At 62.7% G+C, this 19509-nt stretch carries 19 protein-coding genes; 9 read left to right on the top strand and 10 right to left on the bottom strand.

Annotated elements, in window-relative coordinates; all coding sequences use genetic code 11:
• Positions 1–41: 41 nt before the first annotated feature.
• The 7 genes from AB4Z43_RS12550 to AB4Z43_RS12520 all read right to left on the bottom strand — a co-directional run bounded on the left by AB4Z43_RS12550 (position 42) and on the right by AB4Z43_RS12520 (position 7330).
• Positions 42–491, bottom strand: a complete 450-nt coding sequence (locus AB4Z43_RS12550; RefSeq protein WP_038651740.1) for a hypothetical protein — start codon at positions 489–491, stop codon at positions 42–44.
• A gap of 13 nt (positions 492–504) precedes the next feature.
• On the bottom strand, positions 505–1947 hold the full coding sequence (locus AB4Z43_RS12545) for a GMC oxidoreductase (protein ID WP_064984708.1): 1443 nt from the start codon (positions 1945–1947) through the stop codon (positions 505–507).
• 64 nt (positions 1948–2011) lie between these two features.
• Complete coding sequence (locus AB4Z43_RS12540) at positions 2012–3343, bottom strand: UDP-glucose dehydrogenase family protein (protein WP_019862845.1); 1332 nt, start codon at positions 3341–3343, stop codon at positions 2012–2014.
• Between the two features lie 49 nt (positions 3344–3392).
• Positions 3393–4274, bottom strand: a complete 882-nt coding sequence (locus AB4Z43_RS12535) for a glycoside hydrolase family 16 protein (protein ID WP_064984456.1) — start codon at positions 4272–4274, stop codon at positions 3393–3395.
• 154 nt (positions 4275–4428) lie between these two features.
• Complete coding sequence (locus AB4Z43_RS12530) at positions 4429–4830, bottom strand: hypothetical protein (protein WP_019862842.1); 402 nt, start codon at positions 4828–4830, stop codon at positions 4429–4431.
• Positions 4831–5118: 288 nt separating this feature from the next.
• The gene (locus tag AB4Z43_RS12525; protein ID WP_019862841.1) at positions 5119–6141 is read right to left on the bottom strand and encodes a glycosyltransferase family 2 protein; all 1023 of its coding nucleotides are present in this window, start codon (positions 6139–6141) and stop codon (positions 5119–5121) included.
• Between the two features lie 64 nt (positions 6142–6205).
• Positions 6206–7330 (bottom strand): nucleotidyltransferase family protein, encoded by a 1125-nt coding sequence (locus AB4Z43_RS12520; protein ID WP_441937681.1) that lies wholly within the window; start codon positions 7328–7330, stop codon positions 6206–6208.
• 517 nt (positions 7331–7847) lie between these two features.
• On the opposite strand from AB4Z43_RS12520, the gene AB4Z43_RS12515 reads away from it, so the two are divergent.
• The 6 genes from AB4Z43_RS12515 to AB4Z43_RS12490 all read left to right on the top strand — a co-directional run bounded on the left by AB4Z43_RS12515 (position 7848) and on the right by AB4Z43_RS12490 (position 13705).
• Complete coding sequence (locus AB4Z43_RS12515; RefSeq protein WP_010913078.1) at positions 7848–8000, top strand: lasso peptide; 153 nt, start codon at positions 7848–7850, stop codon at positions 7998–8000.
• 136 nt (positions 8001–8136) lie between these two features.
• Positions 8137–8436, top strand: a complete 300-nt coding sequence (locus tag AB4Z43_RS12510) for a PqqD family protein (protein ID WP_019862839.1) — start codon at positions 8137–8139, stop codon at positions 8434–8436.
• 88 nt (positions 8437–8524) lie between these two features.
• A complete protein-coding gene (locus AB4Z43_RS12505; protein ID WP_441937678.1) occupies positions 8525–8935 on the top strand; it encodes a lasso peptide biosynthesis B2 protein in 411 nt (136 codons plus the stop codon).
• Positions 8932–10854, top strand: a complete 1923-nt coding sequence (locus tag AB4Z43_RS12500) for a lasso peptide isopeptide bond-forming cyclase (RefSeq protein WP_441937677.1) — start codon at positions 8932–8934, stop codon at positions 10852–10854. Before AB4Z43_RS12505 ends, AB4Z43_RS12500 begins: the two co-directional genes overlap by 4 nt.
• Entirely contained in the window at positions 10851–11852 is a 1002-nt protein-coding gene (locus tag AB4Z43_RS12495) for a serine kinase (RefSeq protein ID WP_441937675.1), read from the top strand. Before AB4Z43_RS12500 ends, AB4Z43_RS12495 begins: the two co-directional genes overlap by 4 nt.
• An 8-nt stretch (positions 11853–11860) precedes the next feature.
• On the top strand, positions 11861–13705 hold the full coding sequence (locus AB4Z43_RS12490) for an ABC transporter ATP-binding protein (RefSeq protein ID WP_441937673.1): 1845 nt from the start codon (positions 11861–11863) through the stop codon (positions 13703–13705).
• A 24-nt stretch (positions 13706–13729) separates the two neighbouring features.
• Here AB4Z43_RS12490 and AB4Z43_RS12485 read toward each other — a convergent pair whose 3' ends face one another.
• Positions 13730–14005 (bottom strand): hypothetical protein, encoded by a 276-nt coding sequence (locus AB4Z43_RS12485; protein ID WP_010913072.1) that lies wholly within the window; start codon positions 14003–14005, stop codon positions 13730–13732.
• A gap of 601 nt (positions 14006–14606) precedes the next feature.
• On the opposite strand from AB4Z43_RS12485, the gene AB4Z43_RS12480 reads away from it, so the two are divergent.
• Both AB4Z43_RS12480 and AB4Z43_RS12475 read left to right on the top strand, forming a co-directional pair.
• Complete coding sequence (locus AB4Z43_RS12480) at positions 14607–15284, top strand: sugar transferase (protein WP_027047680.1); 678 nt, start codon at positions 14607–14609, stop codon at positions 15282–15284.
• Positions 15285–15368: 84 nt separating this feature from the next.
• Positions 15369–16628 carry a polysaccharide biosynthesis/export family protein gene (locus AB4Z43_RS12475; RefSeq protein WP_441937671.1) on the top strand — a complete coding sequence of 420 codons (1260 nt, stop codon included), beginning with the start codon at positions 15369–15371 and terminating at the stop codon, positions 16626–16628.
• A gap of 185 nt (positions 16629–16813) precedes the next feature.
• On the opposite strand, the gene AB4Z43_RS12470 is transcribed toward AB4Z43_RS12475, so the two are convergent.
• Together AB4Z43_RS12470 and AB4Z43_RS12465 are read right to left on the bottom strand one after the other, a co-directional pair.
• Positions 16814–17413 (bottom strand): NADPH-dependent F420 reductase, encoded by a 600-nt coding sequence (locus AB4Z43_RS12470; protein ID WP_441937669.1) that lies wholly within the window; start codon positions 17411–17413, stop codon positions 16814–16816.
• A 154-nt stretch (positions 17414–17567) separates the two neighbouring features.
• Positions 17568–18302 (bottom strand): SDR family NAD(P)-dependent oxidoreductase, encoded by a 735-nt coding sequence (locus AB4Z43_RS12465; protein WP_027047679.1) that lies wholly within the window; start codon positions 18300–18302, stop codon positions 17568–17570.
• Positions 18303–18575: 273 nt separating this feature from the next.
• Between AB4Z43_RS12465 and AB4Z43_RS12460 the strand changes: the two genes are divergently transcribed.
• Complete coding sequence (locus AB4Z43_RS12460) at positions 18576–19472, top strand: LysR family transcriptional regulator (RefSeq protein WP_441937667.1); 897 nt, start codon at positions 18576–18578, stop codon at positions 19470–19472.
• Positions 19473–19509 lie beyond the last annotated feature (37 nt).

Genomic DNA, 19509 nt, shown 5'->3' with positions numbered 1-19509 from the left:
TTTCAGTCATGCGGCCGATCAACGGCCGCGTCGAAGGCGCCTCAAGCGCTCTGTGGCGGATCAAGCGTCGCGAACGGATTGGTGCATGAGTTCCATCCGGTGAACCGGATCGGATCGTCAGGCGAACTGCGCCAGGCGTAGTCCGTCAGCATATGGAATTCGGCGATGACCCAGCGGTCGAAATGTATCAGATCTTCCCGCTTCTCCTGGGGCAGCAGACGGCGGGCGGCGCCCAGTTTGAGCTCCTCGACCAGAGTGACTGCGTCGCTAAGTTTCTCGCTCGGAAAGATCCAGGGGTTGCGGTTGCGGAACTCCAGCACGAACTGCTGCAGATGCTCGATGCGCATATTCAGCCTGCCGAGGTATTTTTCCAGCGTGACGCGAACCAGATCCTCGTCCGAAAACGAGGAGACGGCGGCATAGGCAACGCCCGTCGAGGCAACGCCACCCGCCAGGATGGCCAGTGCGGAGCGCCGTGTGACTTCGATCATCGGCCCGCTCCTCTCACGCGATCCGGCTCGCCGCCCGCAGGGACAAAGCCGCCGCGGTCAGGCTTGGATTGGCGCAGGAGCAGCTCGGATAGGTGCTGGTGCCGACGACAACCAGGTTTCTCAACCGGTGATGGATCATGTTGCTGTCGATCACCGAATCAGCGGGGCCGGTACCCATCCTCAGTGTGCCCTGGACATGCGATTCCGTTGGCCGGATGCCGCGGTCGAAGAGCCGTTCGACCGGCAGCGGGGCAAGCAGTGCCGGTAATTTGTCCAGCGCCCGGGCCATGCCCTTGACCGCATAGTCCGACGGCGCCTTGAAGGAGACGAAGGCATTGTCGTCCTCGTCGAGGGTGACGAAATTCTCGTGATCGAGCAGGTTTTCCGTGACCACGACCAACGGCAGCGCCTGCCGCAGACGTCCCTTCTCGGCGCGCATCCCGTGCTGCCAGCGGTTCTCGAAATAGACCAGCGCCGCCGCGTGCTCGGACCGGTGCGGACCGTCATAGAGGCCGAAATTCAGTCCGGTGGTGATGGTGCTGCCGTCGAAATTGTCGACGCCGTCGAGATAGACCTCGACATTCCAGCCATAGGATTCATGCAGGCCGCGCCCGACGAATTCGTCTCCCAGCCCCGAGCGCAGCATGATCGCCGCGCTCTGGATGGCGTTGGCGCCAAGAATGAAGAGGTCGCCGCTGACCTGATACTCCTTGCCGTCATGAACGAAGGTGACCGAACGGACCGTGCCGCCGACCTGATCAAGCCGCCGCACTTCCGCGCCGAGGCAGACCGAAACGTCAGGATGCTCGAAGACATGCATCAGGCCATTGTTGGCGGTGAATTTCGCGTCGACCGGGCACAGCCAGCAGCGCAGATTGGCGCAGCACGAGGTGCGCTGCGCGGTCGGCACTCGGGCGCGGGCGGTCGGCATGACGAAATGCTGGTCGGGCTGGGCCGCCTTCATCATCTTGTCCGGCGTCGACATGCGATGCGGCGGTTGCGGAAACGGTTTCGATCGCGGCAGCATCGCCGCCATGTCGGAATCGCCGGAGATCGACATGATCTCTTCGGCATCGCAGTAGAACGGCTCGACATCGTCGTAGCTGATCGGCCAGTCATTGCCGATGCCATAGGTGCTTTTCAGCCTGAAGTCATTGGGATGGAACCTCGGCGTCTGGGCGAACCAGCAGTTGGTCCCGCCACCCAGTCCGATCGTGTAATTCCACGGCTTGTCGGAGTTGGTCTTGTAGGTCGTCTCGTCGTCGATGTCGGTGTTGGCGTTCTGGCCGAGCTGCCATTCATGCGTGTTGTGCCGACCCCATTCCAGGATCAGGATGCGCGCCTTACGCCGCTTGGCGAATTCGTGCAGGAAGAAGGCCGAACCGAAACCGGAACCGATCGCGATGAGATCGAAATGATCCTTGGTGATTTGCTCTGGCTTTACGTCCAGCACCATCAGCCGCAACTCCTTTCTGCGCCGGGCGCGTGTGCCAAATTCCGCTTGCTTCCCACGCTCGCCCTCATGCCGCCATTCTGCCGATCGAGTGATATTCGATGCCGTGGCGCGCCACGACCTTGGGGTCATAGAGGTTGCGGCCGTCGAAGATGACCGGCGTGGTCAGCGCGTCCTTCAACGCATCGAAGGACGGGGCGCGAAAGCTCTTCCATTCAGTGGCGATGAGCAGCGCATCGGCGCCGCGCAGGGCCGCTTCCTTGGTGCCGCAGAGCAGCAGGTCGTCGCGCAGGCCGTAAATGGCCTGGCATTCCTGCATCGCCTCGGGATCGTAAGCCTGTACGGTCGCGCCGGCCTTCCACAGCGCTTCCATCAGGACTCGCGCCGGCGCCTCGCGCATATCGTCGGTGTTGGGTTTGAAAGCCAGGCCCCACAGCGCAAAGGTCTTGCCCTTGAGATTGCCCTTGAAATAGCGGTTCACCTTGTCGAACAGCACGGATTTCTGGTCATTGTTGCGCTCCTCGACGGCGCGCAGCAGCTTGGCATCGAACTTGACGCCCTCGGCGGTCTTGATCAGGGCGCGGACGTCCTTGGGAAAGCATGAGCCGCCATAGCCGAGACCGGGATAGATGAAGTGGTAGCCGATGCGCGGATCGCTGCCGATGCCCTTGCGCACCTCCTCGATGTCGGCGCCGAGCTGCTCGGCCAGATTGGCCATCTCGTTCATGAAGCTGATCTTGGTGGCCAGCATGCAGTTGGCGGCGTATTTCGTGAATTCGGCGCTGCGCACATCCATCACGATCATCTTTTCGTGGTTGCGGTTGAAGGGCGCGTAGAGCTCGCGCATCACCGCCTCGGTCCCCTCGCTCGAGGTGCCGACGATGATGCGGTCGGGCTTCATGCAGTCGGCGACGGCCGAGCCTTCCTTGAGGAACTCGGGATTGGAGGCGACGTCGAAGGCAAGATCCTCACGCCCTCTCTTCTTCAGCGTTTCGGCGATCCTGGCTTTCACCTTTTCACAGGTGCCGACCGGCACGGTCGACTTGCCGACGACGATCTTGGCGCTATCCATCTCGCGGCCGATGGTCTCGGCGACGGCCAGAACATATTTGAGGTCGGCCGAGCCGTCCTCGCCGGGCGGCGTTCCGACCGCGATCATCTGGATTTCACCGTGCCGGACGGCGGCGGCGGCATCGGTGGTGAATTTGATGCGGCCGGCGGCATGATTCTCCCTGACGATGGTTTCGAGGCCTGGCTCGAAGATCGGCACGAAGCCCTGGTTGAGGCGCTCCACCTTGCCTTCGTCGATGTCGACGCAAACCACCTGGTGGCCAACCTCGGCAAGCACCGCCGCCTGCACGAGGCCGACATAGCCAATTCCAAACACCGTCAAGTTCATTCGGTTTCATTCCCATCCATGGCCGCGACCCGTTCTCGGTCCGGCCGGTTCAATTCGTCTTTCCCAACTCTTTTACGCTGCATACGAGCGATTCCGGAAACTGGCATGGCTGGCCGAGCGCGGTGAAGGCAACGCGTTCGACCTGCAGCGAAAGCTTGCGGCCCGGATCCGCGAAGGCGCCCATCCAACCCTTCATGGTGTCGCTGCCCCAAAGGCTGAAGAAGATCTTCTGCGCATGGCTGGGCAGCTTCGCCGGGTCGGTGATGGTGTTCACCAGCTCGCCGTTGACGTACCAGCGCAAACTGTCCTTCTCCCAGACGAAGGCGTAGTCGTTGAAGCCCTTGTCCGTGCCGCCCGGCACCTCGACCAGCTTCTCGTTCTTGCCCTTGCCGTCGATATAGGCGTTGACCTGCACCTTGGAGGTGTCCTTGGTCAGGATCTCGAAGTCGATCTCGTCCCAGGGCTGCTTGTCCGACGGGCCGATATAGGTGAAGAAGGCCGCGTTGAGGCCGGAGCCGGTGTCGGTCTTCAGCCGTGCCTCATAGGTGCCATAGCCGAAGCGCTGCTTGGTCTGGATCTCGCCGCAGGCGAACTCGCGATCCTTCAGCTTCTGTTTTTCGAAGCCAAGCGACAGCACACCGTCTGAAAGCTCCACCAGCCCCTTCGACCAGGTGCAATTCTGATGACTGCCATTGCTCCAGCCATCGGACACATACCAGCGCGACTTGTCGAAGCTCTTGAAATCATCGACGAAAGAGGGAGCGGACTGGATATCCTGCGCATGGGAGGGAGCCGCAAAGAGGCTGCCGAGAGCAGCCAGCAGCAACCCGCCGATCAAGCCCAACCGCCGCAGGTCGGCTTGCCGGGTCTGATGCGCGACGGAGGTTGCGTCAATTGCTGTCGTGGACGTGGTTTTCGGATCCAAATTCATACCAAACTCACCTTTGTGCTGTGCGTCCCCAACCCAAAGTCGACGTTTGAACCGCTTCCAAACGGGCCAACCTTGGCCTCCTCTTCGGCCCTCCCGAAATCCTCTCCTGTCTGCATCATACCTTCGAAGCTTGCATCATGCCTTTGAAGTAGTCTCACGCCCGGCCGGCGCCCGCGGGCCTGGCGAAATCGGCCGCGTCGGCCGAATCGGACTCCCCAGCCGCGTCGAAGACCATATTCAGCGAATGACGCAGCTCTTTCATCAGGCCGTCCTGGCGCGACAAGGCGGCGATGCGGCGCTCGCAATTCAGGATCGATTGCGTCAGCGCGCTGACTTCGGATGAGCGCCTCTGCGAAGCGGAGCCGTTTTCCATGGCTTCGACAAGAAAGGCCGCATTGGTCGCCGTCTTGCGGTAGCGGCTCTCCAGGCCGGTTTTCTCGGCCTCGATCTCGGCGGCGATCTGCTCGAACAGTTTCGCCAGCCGGTCGTGGCGCGCTATGTCGGCCTGCCGGTCGCGGGCAGGATCCCTTGATCTGAAGCCAAATATCGAGGCCATGGGCTTAAATTCCTGTTATCGCCGGCTTGCCTGCCGACCACTGGCCGATCCCCGCAAGCGGGGCTGAAAAGCTCGTACCGCATTGTCCAGCTCCTTTTGACGGGAGAGACGTCGGACCAATCCGATCGGGGGCCAGTTCGGTTGGTCATTCAATTTGCTGCACCGCAACATAGACTGCCATCGTCGGAGCCGTGAGGCAACCACCCAATTCGTAAACTCTTAAATCCAGTGGAAATGGTTTGCGCCGTGCGAATGCTGTTTGACGGATGAAGCGAGCATTCCCGCCCCTTACCGCTCCTTGCCCGCACTGGTCCCGGCCATCAGGAAACGCAGCGGTGGCACGCGCTTTTGCCCGGACACAAGGCCAACGCGCCGAAACAGTGCCTCTAGCTTGTCGGAGGCCACGCCCTGGACGATGGGGACCAGGTTGGATTGACTTGCAAAGGCGTAGGCCGCGGCCGAAGCCAGCCCGCGCTCGGCCTTCACGTCGAGGAAATTGCGCAGCCGGTATTTGTCGCGCACATGCCGCTCGTGCCGCCGCAGCACCGCCTTGGAGCCTTCCGGCAGGCTATCTATCGCCAGCAGCGCCAGATCGGCGTCGGCCAGCCGCTTCAGGTCCTGCGTCTTGTGGCGGCCGCTGAGCGAATCAGCGCGTACGATGGCGCCGTAGCCGCAGGAACGGATGACCTTGAACCGCGCGCCATGGGCGACAGCGCGGGCGTAGAGCTCGTAATCCTCGCCCAGCCGCAGGCTTTCGTCGTAGCGCAATCGGTGCCGATCGAGGAAGGCGCGGCTGATCACCGGCTTCAAGAAGCCAAGCTCGCCTCTCTGCACGCGGCGCCTGGAGATGTTGCCTTCGACGAAGCGCTCGAAGTCGAGGAATTCCGGATCGGCGGCAAAATCCGGGGCGACGATCTTGGTCGCGTCGCTCGTCGCATCATCCCTGATGAGCATGATGTTGTCGGCCGCGAAATCCCAGTCGGCGGCGGCAAACAGGTTGCGGAACCGGCCCTCGAGGAAGAAGTCGTCGGCATCCAGAATGCTGATGAACGGCGCTTTCGAGCCGGCGATCGCGGCATTGCGCGCAAAGGAGGGGCCACGATTGACGTCGAGGCGCATGACCCTGAGCCGGCCGCTGCCGTCGTCGGCGGCGCGGGCGACCTCGGTCGTGTTGTCGGTGGAGCCGTCGTCAACGACGACGACCTCCGCCACCTCGGGTTCGCGCAATGCGGACGCGATGGCGACCGCGATCGTGCGTGCCGCATTTTTGGCCGCGATGATCACGCAGACCTCTGATTTCGTCATCGACATGGGTTAGCCTCTTGCACAGGTTCCGATTTGCCCTCGCCCTGTACGTATTGCGACGCCACCGCCATCACGGGCTGGCCGGCCGCTCGAAGATGCGGCGACTGAGATCCGCCGACGCTGCCCAGCCGGCCTCGGCCAGGTAGCGCACGGGAGCCCTGCCGCACAATTCCCACAACACCGTTCGCCGCTGCGGCCACCGCAAGGACGACAGCCATGGCGCGATAACCATGTTGAGCAGGTCATCATTGCCGATGCGCGACAAGATCGGCTTGGCCCGCTCCGACAGAACCGTGCCGGTGGCGCCCAGCAGTACATCGGCGGCGCGCAGGCCGAGCAGCAACGTGTCGTCCAGCCCCTGGCTTACCGCTGCATCCAGCACACGCTGCTGATCGGCCTCGCCAAGACGGTTGGCGCTGGCCCTGATATCGCAGACATAGCCGGCACAGGGTTCGTGGTTGAACAGGGCCTTGGCGACGCTGATGCAGGACAGCATCAGCGTGTCGGCGGCCGACGTGAAGGGCACTTCGGTGCCGGTGATCTCGACCAGCCGCTTGCGCCGCAGGAAGCCGTCGGCATCGCGCGGGCTGGGCGAACCGGGCTGCTGGAGGCGATAATGAAGGTCGACCGTGGACGGCCCGTTGCCACGGATCATGTGCTGTTCGCCAAGGAAGCGAACCCACCAGACGGAGCGTGACTTGCCTGAGACCTCATAGCCGATCGAGCGCAGCGCATCGCGTGCTTTCGAGAATCCGGCCGGGGAAACCAGGATGTCGACATCGCCCGAAGGCTTCATGAAATGGTCGTCATAGAGCAGATGCTGCTGGAAGGGACCTTTGAGAAAGACGAAATCGATCTGCCTGTCGCGCAGCGCCTTATGGATCGCCATCGAATCCATGAGACAGGCGGCGTTCATCGAAACCGTCCGCCGACGATAGGCGTCGAGCCATTGGAAAAGCTCGGCGGGCCTTTCGCTGGCCGGGGCGCGCGACAGCGCTTTCAAAACGAAGGTGGCGACCTTGTTCAGCCTGGCGATATCGGCGACGGCGGTGGCGGAAAGGCTCGGCGTCGACACATCGCCGGCCGCAGCCGCCGCGCCTGAGAAATACAACCGCAGGCAGGCCTGCACATAGCCAATCTCGTCGGCACAGTCGGCTGCGCGCAGTCGTTCGTAGGAACTTTCCGGCAAGGCCATTGAGCGCATAGTCTCCAAAATGCGGTTTGCACGACGTTTATGCTGCAGGTGCGAAACAAAGCATCCTCAAAAAGCTCGACGCCGTAAAGTCTTTCCTTTCACAGCGCGAAATTTTGCAACCAGAGCGTTTGCCGCCGTTTCTCGAGCAGCGCAACATACGGCTGAAATCCCGACCCAATCGAGGCGGCTTCAGCTGATCATCGACACCGGCTGGCTAACAAGAATTCATCTTTTTAGCCATGCCTAAAAAAGCGCCACCGCCATGAACTTTTTATGCAAGCAAATTCAATTGCTTAAAGAATAGCCCGTGCTGAAGGCAGACTGCACCGAGCTTCAGCTCGACAGCGGCCGAATCTTGAGCATTCCGCACACGCATGGTGACGCCCGCAACCCGTAATTGATTAACCAGAAGTAAATCAGGCTTGACTCATAAATGTTGCCATGCAGCTATTGCATCGCAGCATGAAAGTGCTGACGGCACTCGACAGGCCGTTTCCAGTCCTCATTGGAGAGTAAAATGGAACAGAATGTTGAAAAGCATGAGTACGAAACGCCAAGCCTGACGGTACATGGTTCGATCGAAACCATTACCCAGGGCGGTGGCGGCAGCACGGCAATCGACGCGTCGTTTCCGGCGCACACCCCGATTGGCGATCTGACGTTCTCCTGAGACCAGCTTGGTTCTGGAGGAGTGACGTTGGGCCTCCAGGATTGAAGACCGTAAATGGAGCCGGGGATGAAAATCCCCGACTTTCCGCTTTTGAACTGACGACGCGCAGACCGTGTGTTGCTAACGAGGTTTTGGCATGAACTGGAACCCATCCGAGCACGATTGCGTAAGTGCCACCGGGGATGCGGTGGCCTGTGAATTCGGCGATGGCCTCGCGCTTCTCAACCTGAAATCCAATATCTATTACAGCCTCAACAGCGTCGGCGCGTTCATCTGGGAGCAAATCCAGGAGCCGAAGTCGATCGCCGATATCCGCAGCGCTGTGCTTGCGCGCTACAATGTCGACGCCGAGCGCTGCAAGGCTGACGTCGACGCCTTGCTTAGGGGCTTCGCCGAAAACGGACTTGCGAGGCTGCACAATGAGGCACTTGTCTAGGCAGGTTCCGCAAAAGGCCATGATCTCGCGGCGGAGACCTGCGACGGACCAGAGACCGAGGCCTGCCAACCGCCGGCCCGGCCGGGGATTGGCCAGGATCCTGTCCCTGAGTGGCCCGGAAGCGCTTTTCCTCTGCCACTGCCTGCTGGTGGTCGCGACCGTCCGGCTGGGGCTGACCTTGTTCTCCTACAACCGTGTTCGCGGCATGGTGACCCGACTCAACGCGCGCCAGTGCGCCAGCATGGGCGAGCTGCGGCTCGTCGCCTGGGGGGTTGCCGCTGCCGCACGGTTCGTTCCGCGCGCCTCTTGCCTTACCCAGGCGCTTTCGGGCCAATACATTCTCGCGCGCCAGGGCAATGCCTCCAACATCCGCATCGGCATCGAACGCGGCACGGGCGAGCAGTTGAAGGCGCATGCCTGGCTGGTCAGCGACAACCATGTCGTGCTTGGCGGCTCCGTCGATGGTTTCGCGCATCTGGTCGACCACGGCAGCCGATGAGCGGCGTCGCCGGAATCCTGCTGCGACAGGACCCCGCGCCGGTGGACGCGGCAAGCGACATCCAGCGGATGCTGGCCCGCATGCGCCATCGCGGGCCCGACGGAAACTCCTGGTGGCTGGACAGCGGCATCGCGCTCGGCCACGCCTGGCTCAACACCACGGATGAAGCCGGTCCCGGCCCGCAGACGATGGCCGGCGGCAAGCTCGCCATCACCGCCGATTGCCGGCTGGACAATCGCGACGAGCTGATGGCGAGGCTTGGCATACGCGACAGGTCGGTTGCGGACGCCGTATTGCTGATGCGGGCCTATCTGCGCTGGGGCGAAGCCAGCCCCGCGCACCTGCAGGGCGATTTCGCCTTTGCCATCTGGGATGCCGAGCGGCAGCTTTTGTTCTGCGCGCGCGACCATTTCGGGGTCAAGCCATTCTACTATCACGCCGCGGACCGGCGCTTTGCCTTTGCCTCGGAGATCGGGCCTATGCTTGGGCTTGACGGGGTCGGCGTGCGCATCAGCGAGCACCGCATTTCGGGATTTCTGGCCGGGCTTCCGGACGACCCGCAATCCACCCCCTACAGCGATATCTTCAGCCTGCCGGCGCGCCACAGCCTAACTGTCACCGCGCAGCAGGTGGTGCTGCGACGATACTGGCAGATCGAGCCGTCGGCACGACCGCCGCGGTCGGATGCGGCGGAGGAATTCGCGCATCTATTTTCGCAATCGGTGCGCAACCGCATGCGCGGAAGCCAGTCGGTCGGCGCGATGCTGAGCGGCGGTCTCGATTCCTCCTCGATCGCCTGTGTCGCCGCCCTGCAGAACGCCGCCGAGCGGAAACCCAGGCTGCCGACCTTTTCGCTGGTTTTCGAGAAGGGCTCTTCGATGGACGAACGGGTCTTCATCGATGCCGTGCTCGATCAGCAGAAGACCGATCCGACACTGATCCCTGTCGGCAATTATGCGCCCTTCGCCGAGTTCGAGCGGGTGCTGGAGGAACAGGAGGGCACCTTCCTGGCGCCGGGCCTGACGCTGACCCGCGGCATTTACCGGACGGCGGGCGCAAAAGGCATCAAGGTGCTGCTCGACGGCCATGGCGGCGACGAGGTCGTCTCACAGGGACACGGCCATCTGCACGAGCTTGCCAATGGCGGAAGGTGGCTGGACCTTTGGCGCGAGGTTCGCAGCGCCTCCGACACTTATGGCGACAGCACGCTCGGCCTCTATTTCCAGTTCCTGACCCTTTACGGACCGGCCTGGCGCATCGCCAAGGCGAGACAGCTGGCGAACCGTGCCCTGAACAGGATACGCAAGCCCACGCAAATGCAGCGCGGCCGCAGCTGGCGCGACCTGATCAATCCGGACCTGGCCAGGCGGACCGAACTCATCGACCGCTTCCATCGGGCCGGCTACATGCCGCCCGGCGTCCAGGCCAGCGACGCGCTCAGCCATCGCTGGATCTTGTCCAACGGCTATGTGCCGCACTCTTTCGAAGTGCTCGACAAGGCCGCGGCCAATTTCGGCGTCGAGCCGCGCTATCCGTTCTGGGACAAGCCGCTGGTCGAATTCTGCCTGGCGCTGCCAGGCGAGCAGAAACTCAGCCACGGCTTTGGCCGCTACGTGTTGCGACGGGCCATGGAGGGCATCCTGCCGGCGGCGGTGCAGTGGCGGCGCGACAAGATCGATTTCACCGCCAATCTCGTCAACGGCATGGTGCGCAACCACCGCGACCTCCTGGAACAGCTGCTGGTTTCGGATGCCGGCCGTATCGCGCCCTATGTCAACCTGCCGCAGGTGAGCGCCGCCTATGCGCGGCTGCTGCGCCAGCCCGATCAGGCAGCGCCGCTGGATGTCCAGTATGTCTGGCGTTCGGCCTCGCTGTCGCTGTGGCTGCGGCAGGTCCAGCACAGCGGGAGCCCCGCATGACGCCTCCCAACCAGCCGCTCGCCACATATCTTGACGATCCTCCTTCCGATGGCCAGACGATGCGGGAGCGGCGCTACTACCGGGCCTATGGCCTGACCGTGGCGTCCGACGTGGCGCTGCCCGAGCTGGAGCCGGCCGAGCCGGCTGCGGCGGATATACTGATCGCCATCGGCACGATCGACATGCCGAAGCCTTCGTCCGAGGCCGCGACGATCTTCCGCTTCGAGCCGGACCGGCAATATCTGGCTTGGCATGCCGTCGGCTCCTTCCTGATCAGCAATGCCAGCCGCATTGATATCGAGCCGGCGCCCGGCGTCGATGACGCCCTGCTTGCCTTTCCACTGCTCGGGCCGGTGATGGCGCTGCTGCTGCACCAGCGTGGCCTGCTCGTCCTGCATGCCAGCGCCATCGCGGTGGCCGGCAGGGGCGCCATCTTCATGGGCGACAAGGGTGCCGGCAAATCGACCACGGCAAGCGCGCTGATCCGGGCCGGTCATCATCTGCTTACCGACGATGTCGTGGCGCTGCATCTCGCCAGACCGGACGCGCCGATGATCGTTCCGGGCTTTCCCCAGATCAAGCTTGCCGCCGACGCGGCGGCCGCGATCTCGCTTGGCCAGGCGGAGGTGCGGCCGCAAGTGCATCCGGCGATCGAGAAGATGCAGCATCGCCTGCATGGCGCCTTCTCCGGCGGCATGGCGCCGGCGACCAGGATCTATGTCCTCGAGCGCGGCGCGAAGGCCGCGGTCTCGGCCTTGCCCGGGATTGCCGCCCTGCCGGCGATCATCAAGTTCTCCTATGTGACGCGCTTCGGCCGCGCGGCGCTCTCCGGCGATTTCGCGGCACTTCATCTTCGCCAATGTTCAGCAATCGCTAACCATGTCGGCGTGTTTCGGCTGGAAGTTCCGACCGGCCTCGACAGGATTGGCGAGGCCGTCGAGCTGATTGAAACCGACTTGGCGGCCCAGGGTTTGGCGGCCGTCCGTCGGCAGCGGTGAGCGCAATCATGTCGAAGTCCCCGATCCTTCGTCTATCGCTGTTTCGCGATGTCGCCGCGTTCGGCGCCGTCATCGCCCAGATCGGCGGGCGGCGGACCTGGACGGCGCTGCTGTTCCTGATCCTCGGCAGCCTGACGGAAGGCATTTCGATCCTGCTGCTTGTGCCGCTGCTGCATCTGGTCGGCCGCGCCGACCAGGATTTCGCGGTGAGGCTGCCGAACAATGATTTCGTGCGCTGGCTGGTGCCGGATGGAACGCTGCAGCTGACCACCGTGCTGTGCGCGCTGGTCGGGCTCGTTGCCGTGCAGGCGGCGTTCAACCGCTTCAAGTCGGTCTACATGGCCAGGCTTCTCTTCGATTTCATCAACCGTTTGCGCATGAACCTGTTCGAGAGCATCGGCAAGGCGCGCTGGGGCGTGTTCTCGCGCATGCGCAGCTCCGATCTCGACCATGCCCTGACCGGCGACATCGATCGCGTTCAGGGCGCCGCCTTCTCGCTGCTGATGCTGGTGCAGATATCAGTGCTTTTGGTGGGCTATCTCGTGATCTCGATGTTCATCTCGCCGGTGATGACGGCGTTTGCGATCGTCATCGGCATCGTGATGTTCATAGCGCTGCAGCCGTTTCGCGCGCGCGCAACCGCCTTCGGGCGTGTCCTGACCAGCAATCGCCAGGATCAGTACCGCACGGTCTCGGAGTTCCTCGGCGGCATCAAGGTGGCCAAGAGCCTGAATGTCGAGGCCAGCTATTTCGCGCAGTTGCAGTCGACGCTGGAAAAGATGAAGGCCGACAACATCGACTATGTGCGCAACAGCTCGATCGGCACCGCGGTGTTCCAGGTGGCCAGCGTCGTGGGCCTCAGCCTGTTTATCTATGTGGCGCTGGTCCGCTTCAACCTGTCTCTGGCCGAGATTGTCGTGCTGCTTCTCGTCTTCATGCGCATCGCGCCGCGCTTCATGGACATGCAGACGCAGGCCCAGCAGGTGCTGATCAACCTGCCCGCCTATACGGCCATGCGCAGCCTGCAGGCCCGTTTCGACGCCGAGCGCGAGCCTGGCCATGCCGAATCCGAGAATGCGCAAAAGCTGTCGCTCGATACCGGGCTGAATATTCGCGGCGTCTCCTTCGGCTACGATGACGGCTCCGGCAAGGCGGTGGTGAGCGACATCACCTTCGGGCTGCCGGCCGGCAAGGTCACGGCCCTGATCGGCCCCTCGGGGTCGGGCAAGAGCACGATCGCCGACATGCTGCTCGGCCTGCTCGAGCCGACCGCCGGCAAGATCCTGGTCGACGGCGTCGAGATCGATGCCGGCAATCGCCGGCGCTGGCGCTATCAGGTGGCCTATGTGCCGCAGGACGTGTTCCTGCTGCATGACACGATCGCGGCCAACCTGCGCCTTGCAGCGCCGCAGGCCAGCGACGACGATCTGTGGACCGCGCTGCGCGCCGCGCATGCCGGTGACTTCGTCGAACGGCTCGACCAGCGGCTCGAGACCGTGGTCGGCGACCGCGGCGTGCGGCTCTCGGGCGGCGAGCGTCAACGCATTGCGCTGGCGCGTGCGCTGCTGCGCAAGCCGTCGCTGCTCATCCTCGATGAGGCGACCAGCGCGCTCGACTGGCAGAACCAGTCGCTGATCGCCCGGTCGATCGACGGCTTGCGCGGCGCGATGACCATCCTGACCATCGCGCACCGGCCGTCGATGATCGCCTTCGCCGACTGGGTGGTGGCGATGGAAGACGGCCGCGTCGTGGAGGTCGGCCAGTATCAGCGGCTGAAGGCGAAGCCGGCGAGCCGGCTGTCGAGGATGCTGTCGGGGGAGCAGTCGGAAACCGAACCCGCCAATGTGGCCTGAGGTCGCGGATATCCTTTGCAGGAACTAGTGCAGGCTGCGCCGGGCGTTGCCCAGCTTCTCGCCTTCGGTCACGTCTGGCGAACTCAGCTTTCTCTCGGCTTCACGCAGCCTGTCGGCAGGCGTCGGCGCGCTCCGGGCGATCATGGCATAGACGAGGACGAAATAGCCGGCCTGGATGATCACGGCGCAGATGATGACGCGTAGCAGCGTCATGCCTAGCGACGCGCCACCAAGCCATGACCAGGCGACGACGATTGCAAGAGCGAAAATCATCCCAACGATGAATTTTGGAAGCGACATACCCAACAGCCCATAAACCGGCCCGGGTTTTATCAAACGATAGCCCCACCCGAGCGCCGTCCCTTTGTCATGCGGGCTTGTAAAGGTGCCCGCTATCGACCGGTTGCTTCCGGCCTTTCAACCTGTCGCCACTCTGACAGGTATAATTTGCAATTCTATTAAGGCGAGCAGGAGGCGGCAAGGGCAACCGCACATATTTTTGATTGAGCTCGCGGGATCGACTCTGGCATGCTGCAACGCACACCACCGCAATTCACTCAACCTGCAGGAGCCGACCCGTTTCAGTACAATTCCCAATATTATGTAGTATTTTATGTTAATAGTTGGAAACTTAGCGCCTTCCTAAAGCTCTAATATGTACCATTCAGGGCCCGCGAGAACGCCTTGCCCCAGATTCGCCCCAAAAAGGTCCGCATTTTTTTAAGCTTGCCCATTTATTGTCACAAATGTGCTAAACATCCCGAAAAATGTGCATCGCTAGCTTATTATTTAGTCAATTCATGACGGGACTATTTCAATGGGCCAGGAAATTGTGTGTTGCGCTGCAACATTTTTTTGGTATCGTGTGGTGAACCATTCGTTCAACGCATGGAGTTTCCGCATGAGGGATATTGCCAAGTCGGCCACGGCGGACTTTTCGCAGGCTGACACCGATTTTCCGCCGCCGATCGGCGGCCTCATCAAGCGCAGCTTCGACATTTTCGGTTCACTGGTTGGTCTGATCGCTCTCAGCCCGCTGTTCATTATGGTAGCGCTGCTGGTCAAATTTTCCGACGGTGGATCGATTTTCTACGGCCATCGGCGAATCGGGCGCGGCGGACGGATTTTTCCGTGCCTGAAATTCCGCACCATGGTTCCGGACGGCGACAAGGTGCTGGCCGCCTATCTCGCCACCAATCCAGAGGCCAATGCGGAATGGATAGCGACCCGCAAGCTGAAGAACGATCCGCGCGTCACCCGCGTCGGCGCGGTGCTGCGCAAGCTCAGCCTCGACGAATTGCCGCAGATCATCAATATCCTGCAGGGCGATATGAGCCTTGTCGGTCCTCGCCCGGTGGTGCGCGACGAGTTGGAAATCTACGGCAGCGCCGCCGTCTACTATCTGAAGTCGCGGCCCGGCCTGACTGGCCTGTGGCAGGTCAGCGGCCGCAACGACGTCTCCTACGACAGCCGCGTCGCCTTTGACCGCCACTATGTCGAGAACTGGTCGCTGTTCGGCGACGTGCGCATCATCATCAAGACCGTGCCGGCCGTCTGGATGTCACGCGGCTCTTACTGACCGGTCGCCGGCACCAGGCATCCGGCGGCAAGCTCATCGGGCGATGGGGCTAAAACGGATCGGAACGTTCAGTTGAAAAAAGATATGTTTGAAGCCTTTGGCAGCGGCCGCTTTTCCGGCCGCTCTCGGCTTATGGCCACCTGCCTTGCGATGTCGCTGGCTTTTCTTCCCCAGGTCGCCATCTCAGGTGAATACCATCTCGGCTCGCAGGACAAGCTCAACATCCGCATCGCTGAATGGCAGACCGTCGAAGGCACGTTCCGCGACCGGACGGCGGTAAACGGCGAATACACGGTCGGCCCCGCTGGCACGCTGTCGGTGCCTTTCGTCGGCGAGTTGCCGGCGGCCGGCAAGACCACGGCGGAAGTCGCGGCGGCAATCGCCGAGGCGCTGCAGCACAAGCTCGCTCTGTCGGACAAGCCCGAGGCCTCGGTCGAGATGGCGCAGTTCCGGCCCTTCTATATTTCGGGCGAAGTGCAGAATCCCGGCCAGTTTCCCTTTGTACCCGAACTGACGGTGCTGAAAGCGATCAGTGTCGCCGGCGGCATCAGGCGCAGCGCCGATTACGGCCCCCAGCTCGGCAAGGACCTGGTCACCGCCAAGGGCAATTTCGATATCTCCGACGACCAGCGCGTCCGGCTGCTCGTCAGGCGCGCCCGCATCGATGCCGATCTGGCCGGCAAGGCAAGTTTCGAAGCGCCGAAAGAGGTCGAGGGCGATCCGCGGCTGCCGACCATCGTCGCCGACGAAATGACGATTCTCACGGCGGACCAGAAGGCGCTGAAGTTGAAGCTCGAGGCGCTCGACGATCTCAAGAGTGTCCTTCAGGCCGAAATCGAATCGCTGCAAAAGAAGATCGTCAACCAGCAGAAGCAGGTCGACTTGGCGCAGCAGCAGCTCACCAGCATCGGTCCGTTGGCGCAGAAGGGCCTGGTCGCCAATGCCAGGCTCCTGGACTCGCAGCAGTCCGTCACCGACCTGCAGGGCAAGATCCTCGACTACGAGACGGCCATCCTCACCGCCAAGCAGTCGATCAGCAAGGCGACGCAGGACGCCATCGACGCCCAGAACACGTTGAGCTCGAGCCTCGCCGCCGACCGGCAGCAGACCGAAGCCGACCTGAACGAGGCCGCGCTAAAGGTGAACATGCAGAAAGGCCTGATCGCCCAGGCCAGCGACCCCGCAACGACTGCCGCCATCACCAACGACCAGCAGCCTACGCTGCTCTATTCGCTGGTGCGCAATGTCGACGGCAAGACCAGCGAAATCGCGGCGAAGGAAGAGACACCGGTGCTGCCCGGCGACGTGATCAAGGTCAAGCTGGCGCCACTCGCCAGCCAGTAGGTCACGCGTCCCTCTGAGCGGTTCATCGTTTCACGGAACGCAGAGCCGCTCCGCGATTTGTTGCGTGGCGATGCCAAGCGGAAACCGGAAGCCCTCGCTTCCGGACCTCGGATTATGACTTGGCCCGCGTTGACTGTCATGGACGGTCCGGGCAGCAGCGCCTCTGACAGTGGTCAGTAAATCCGTTACTGCTCCTTCTTGAACAGGTCCTGGAAGATGAGCTGGCCCCAAGTGCGGCCGCGTGCGTGCACCAGCGCGCCACCCTCGTTGAGTTTTCCCAGCTTGACGGCTGCGAATCCGAGTTGTTTGGCCAAATCCGCCACGAGAGCGGTCGCGTCCTCGTCGTCGCTCGACAGAAAAACCACCCGGTGGCCGCCCTCGACGACCGGATCGGCAGCCAGGGTGGCCGCAGCCAGGTGATTGAAGCCTTTCACGAACTTGGCGCCGGCAAACGCCTTCGCGACGAAGGCGGAGGACGGGAGGCCGTCCAGCTCTTCCGGGACGGGAAACGCGTTCATCGCGTCGATGACCGTCTTGCCTTCCCAGCTCGGCAGGGCCTTCGCGACGTCGCGATGCTCCGCAAACGGGACCGCCAGGATGATCGTGTCGGCCTCGAGCGCATCCCGCAGCGATTTGGCGACGACCGTGGGGCCAATCGCCCTTGCCTGCGGCGCCAACGCCTCGGGCGGCCGGCGGCTCGCGACGGTCACCTCGATGTTCTTACGGGCGAAGGCGTGGGCGAGAGCCTGGCCTATCTTACCGAATCCTATAATTGCGTAGCTCATAGTGCTTCTCCGATCCGTGTTGATATTGATTGCCCGGCCTTCAACGGCGCCGGGTTATTCGTTCCACTGTGTAGCGACCTTTGCGTAGACGTCCCGGCGTGAACGACTTCGGCGCGGCCGGACGGTCAGCCACTTCCGACGATCCGGCGCGAATTCAGATGGCCGAGAAGCCGCCGTCGACAGACAACTCCACCCCATTCACGAAGCTCGAATCGTCTGAAGCAAGAAACACCGCGACAGCCGCGATTTCCTCAGGACGCCCCATCTTTCCCCGCGGGATCAGGGATTCGAACATCTGCTTCGCCTCCTCGGTGAGAACCTGGTCCTGCATCGGTGTGGCGATCGGCCCCGGGCTCAGCACGTTCACGCGGATATTCCTGTCCTTCAGTTCGTTGAGCCAAGTGCGTGCGAATGAACGCAACGCCGCCTTGCTCGCCGCATACACGCCGTAACCAGGAAAACCTTTCACCGAAGCAACTGACCCGGTCATGAGGATCGATCCGCCATCGTTGAACAGCGGCAACGCCTTCTGGACCGTAAACAGCGTGCCGCGCGCATTCAGGTTGAAGGCCGCATCGAAATGCTGCTCGGTAATCTCGCCCAGTGGGACGGCTTCGCCCGTGCCGGCGCTCGCGTACAGGACGTCGATCTTGCCCTTTTCCCGCCTGACCGCGTCGAACAGACGGTCGAGGTCGTCGAGATTGGCCGCGTCGCCGCGCACGCCGGTCACGTTCCGTCCGACCAGCTTGATGGCCTCGTCCAGCGCCTCCTGTCTCCGGCCCGTGATGAAAACATAGGCGCCTTCTTCAACGAACCGCTTGGCGCTCGCCAGCGCCATGCCGCTCGATCCTCCCGTGACGACCGCAACCTTACCGTCTAGCTTTCCCATGACTTTTCCTTTCGTGGTGTCGGGACAGCATCTGCCTCCGAGAACCTCGAAATGGGGCCGCCCTCGTCAGTTGTTGAGTACGGAAGCGCGCACATCGGTGGTGCGAAATCGATCCGGCTGGACCAGCCGCGACGATCGGTGTCCGCCGTTCGGAACCGGCCTGCTTGTCGGCATGGGCTCTGATGGCCGCCCCGCGCCACCCACATACGAGTTGCCGTACGATGTGTTAGACACCGGCTTTGAAAGGCGCACCTAGCGGTGCCGGATTGCACCATGATCGACTGGGATGACGTTCGCTACTTTCTTGCCGTCGCGCGCGGAGGCTCGGTGCGGGCTGCCGCCGGGCGCCTCGGGGTGAATCACTCGACCGTGCTGCGACGCATCGCCCAGCTCGAGGAACGCCTCGGGGCGCACATGTTCGAAAAGCTGCCCTCGGGCTACCGCCTGACGGCTGCGGGCGAGGAGGTCCTCGAGCTCGCAAACCAGATGGAAGCGTCGTCGCACCAGCTGGAGACGCGCGTCTTCGGGCGCGACCAGAGCGTGCGCGGGCTTCTGCGGGTAACGCTGGCACCGCCCCTCGCGACACACCTGCTCATGCCGGACTTCGCCGATTTCGCGCGTCTGCATCGCGACATCGAGATGGAAGTCTTGTCATCCGGCGAGCTGGCAAATCTGACCAACCGAGAGGCCGACGTCGCGATCCGCGTCGTCTACGACCGCAAAACCCTGCCGCTCAATCTTCACGGCCTGAAGGGACCGCAGCTGTTTGGAGGCGTCTATATGTCCCGCGATCGACTGGCCGCGTGGCGTGCGGGCGCGCCTGATCCCATCCGGTGGATCGTCATAAGCAGCCATGGAATCCCGGATTGGGCCAGCGAGGGCGAGGTTCACACCACAGGGGTTCCGTTCAGGATCACGGACGGCGAGGCGCAGATCGTCGCTGTACGGCAAGGGCTTGGGATGACGACACTGCCGTGCTTCGTCGGAGATGCCGACCCCCTGCTGGCGAGGGTGCCGGGCACCGACCTGCATATGTATGGAACGGTTTGGCTTCTCACACAGGGCGAGACGCGCAAGACGAAGCGCGTGCGGCTCTTCACCGAGTTCGTATCCCGCAGGCTCGCCGCGCATGCGCCGCTTCTGGCGGGACTGTCCGTATCGCGCGACTGACGCGCGGCAGGTCGACGGCGACGCTTGCAGTGGACAA

The sequence above is a fragment of the Mesorhizobium sp. 2RAF45 genome, from assembly GCF_052115225.1.
Taxonomy (GTDB): Bacteria; Pseudomonadota; Alphaproteobacteria; order Rhizobiales; family Rhizobiaceae; genus Mesorhizobium; species Mesorhizobium jarvisii.
This window is presented reverse-complemented; position numbering and strand designations above follow the sequence as displayed.

Bases quoted from the DNA above. Each gene is read 5' to 3' on its own strand.
- AB4Z43_RS12550 (WP_038651740.1), bottom strand. From the start codon at position 491: ATGATCGAAGTCACACGGCGCTCCGCACTGGCCATCCTGGCGGGTGGC.
- AB4Z43_RS12545 (WP_064984708.1), bottom strand. From the start codon at position 1,947: ATGGTGCTGGACGTAAAGCCAGAGCAAATCACCAAGGATCATTTCGAT.
- AB4Z43_RS12540 (WP_019862845.1), bottom strand. From the start codon at position 3,343: ATGAACTTGACGGTGTTTGGAATTGGCTATGTCGGCCTCGTGCAGGCG.
- AB4Z43_RS12535 (WP_064984456.1), bottom strand. From the start codon at position 4,274: ATGAATTTGGATCCGAAAACCACGTCCACGACAGCAATTGACGCAACC.
- AB4Z43_RS12530 (WP_019862842.1), bottom strand. From the start codon at position 4,830: ATGGCCTCGATATTTGGCTTCAGATCAAGGGATCCTGCCCGCGACCGG.
- AB4Z43_RS12525 (WP_019862841.1), bottom strand. From the start codon at position 6,141: ATGTCGATGACGAAATCAGAGGTCTGCGTGATCATCGCGGCCAAAAAT.
- AB4Z43_RS12520 (WP_441937681.1), bottom strand. From the start codon at position 7,330: ATGGCCTTGCCGGAAAGTTCCTACGAACGACTGCGCGCAGCCGACTGT.
- AB4Z43_RS12515 (WP_010913078.1), top strand. From the start codon at position 7,848: ATGGAACAGAATGTTGAAAAGCATGAGTACGAAACGCCAAGCCTGACG.
- AB4Z43_RS12510 (WP_019862839.1), top strand. From the start codon at position 8,137: ATGAACTGGAACCCATCCGAGCACGATTGCGTAAGTGCCACCGGGGAT.
- AB4Z43_RS12500 (WP_441937677.1), top strand. From the start codon at position 8,932: ATGAGCGGCGTCGCCGGAATCCTGCTGCGACAGGACCCCGCGCCGGTG.
- AB4Z43_RS12495 (WP_441937675.1), top strand. From the start codon at position 10,851: ATGACGCCTCCCAACCAGCCGCTCGCCACATATCTTGACGATCCTCCT.
- AB4Z43_RS12490 (WP_441937673.1), top strand. From the start codon at position 11,861: ATGTCGAAGTCCCCGATCCTTCGTCTATCGCTGTTTCGCGATGTCGCC.
- AB4Z43_RS12485 (WP_010913072.1), bottom strand. From the start codon at position 14,005: ATGTCGCTTCCAAAATTCATCGTTGGGATGATTTTCGCTCTTGCAATC.
- AB4Z43_RS12480 (WP_027047680.1), top strand. From the start codon at position 14,607: ATGAGGGATATTGCCAAGTCGGCCACGGCGGACTTTTCGCAGGCTGAC.
- AB4Z43_RS12475 (WP_441937671.1), top strand. From the start codon at position 15,369: ATGTTTGAAGCCTTTGGCAGCGGCCGCTTTTCCGGCCGCTCTCGGCTT.
- AB4Z43_RS12470 (WP_441937669.1), bottom strand. From the start codon at position 17,413: ATGAGCTACGCAATTATAGGATTCGGTAAGATAGGCCAGGCTCTCGCC.
- AB4Z43_RS12465 (WP_027047679.1), bottom strand. From the start codon at position 18,302: ATGGGAAAGCTAGACGGTAAGGTTGCGGTCGTCACGGGAGGATCGAGC.
- AB4Z43_RS12460 (WP_441937667.1), top strand. From the start codon at position 18,576: ATGATCGACTGGGATGACGTTCGCTACTTTCTTGCCGTCGCGCGCGGA.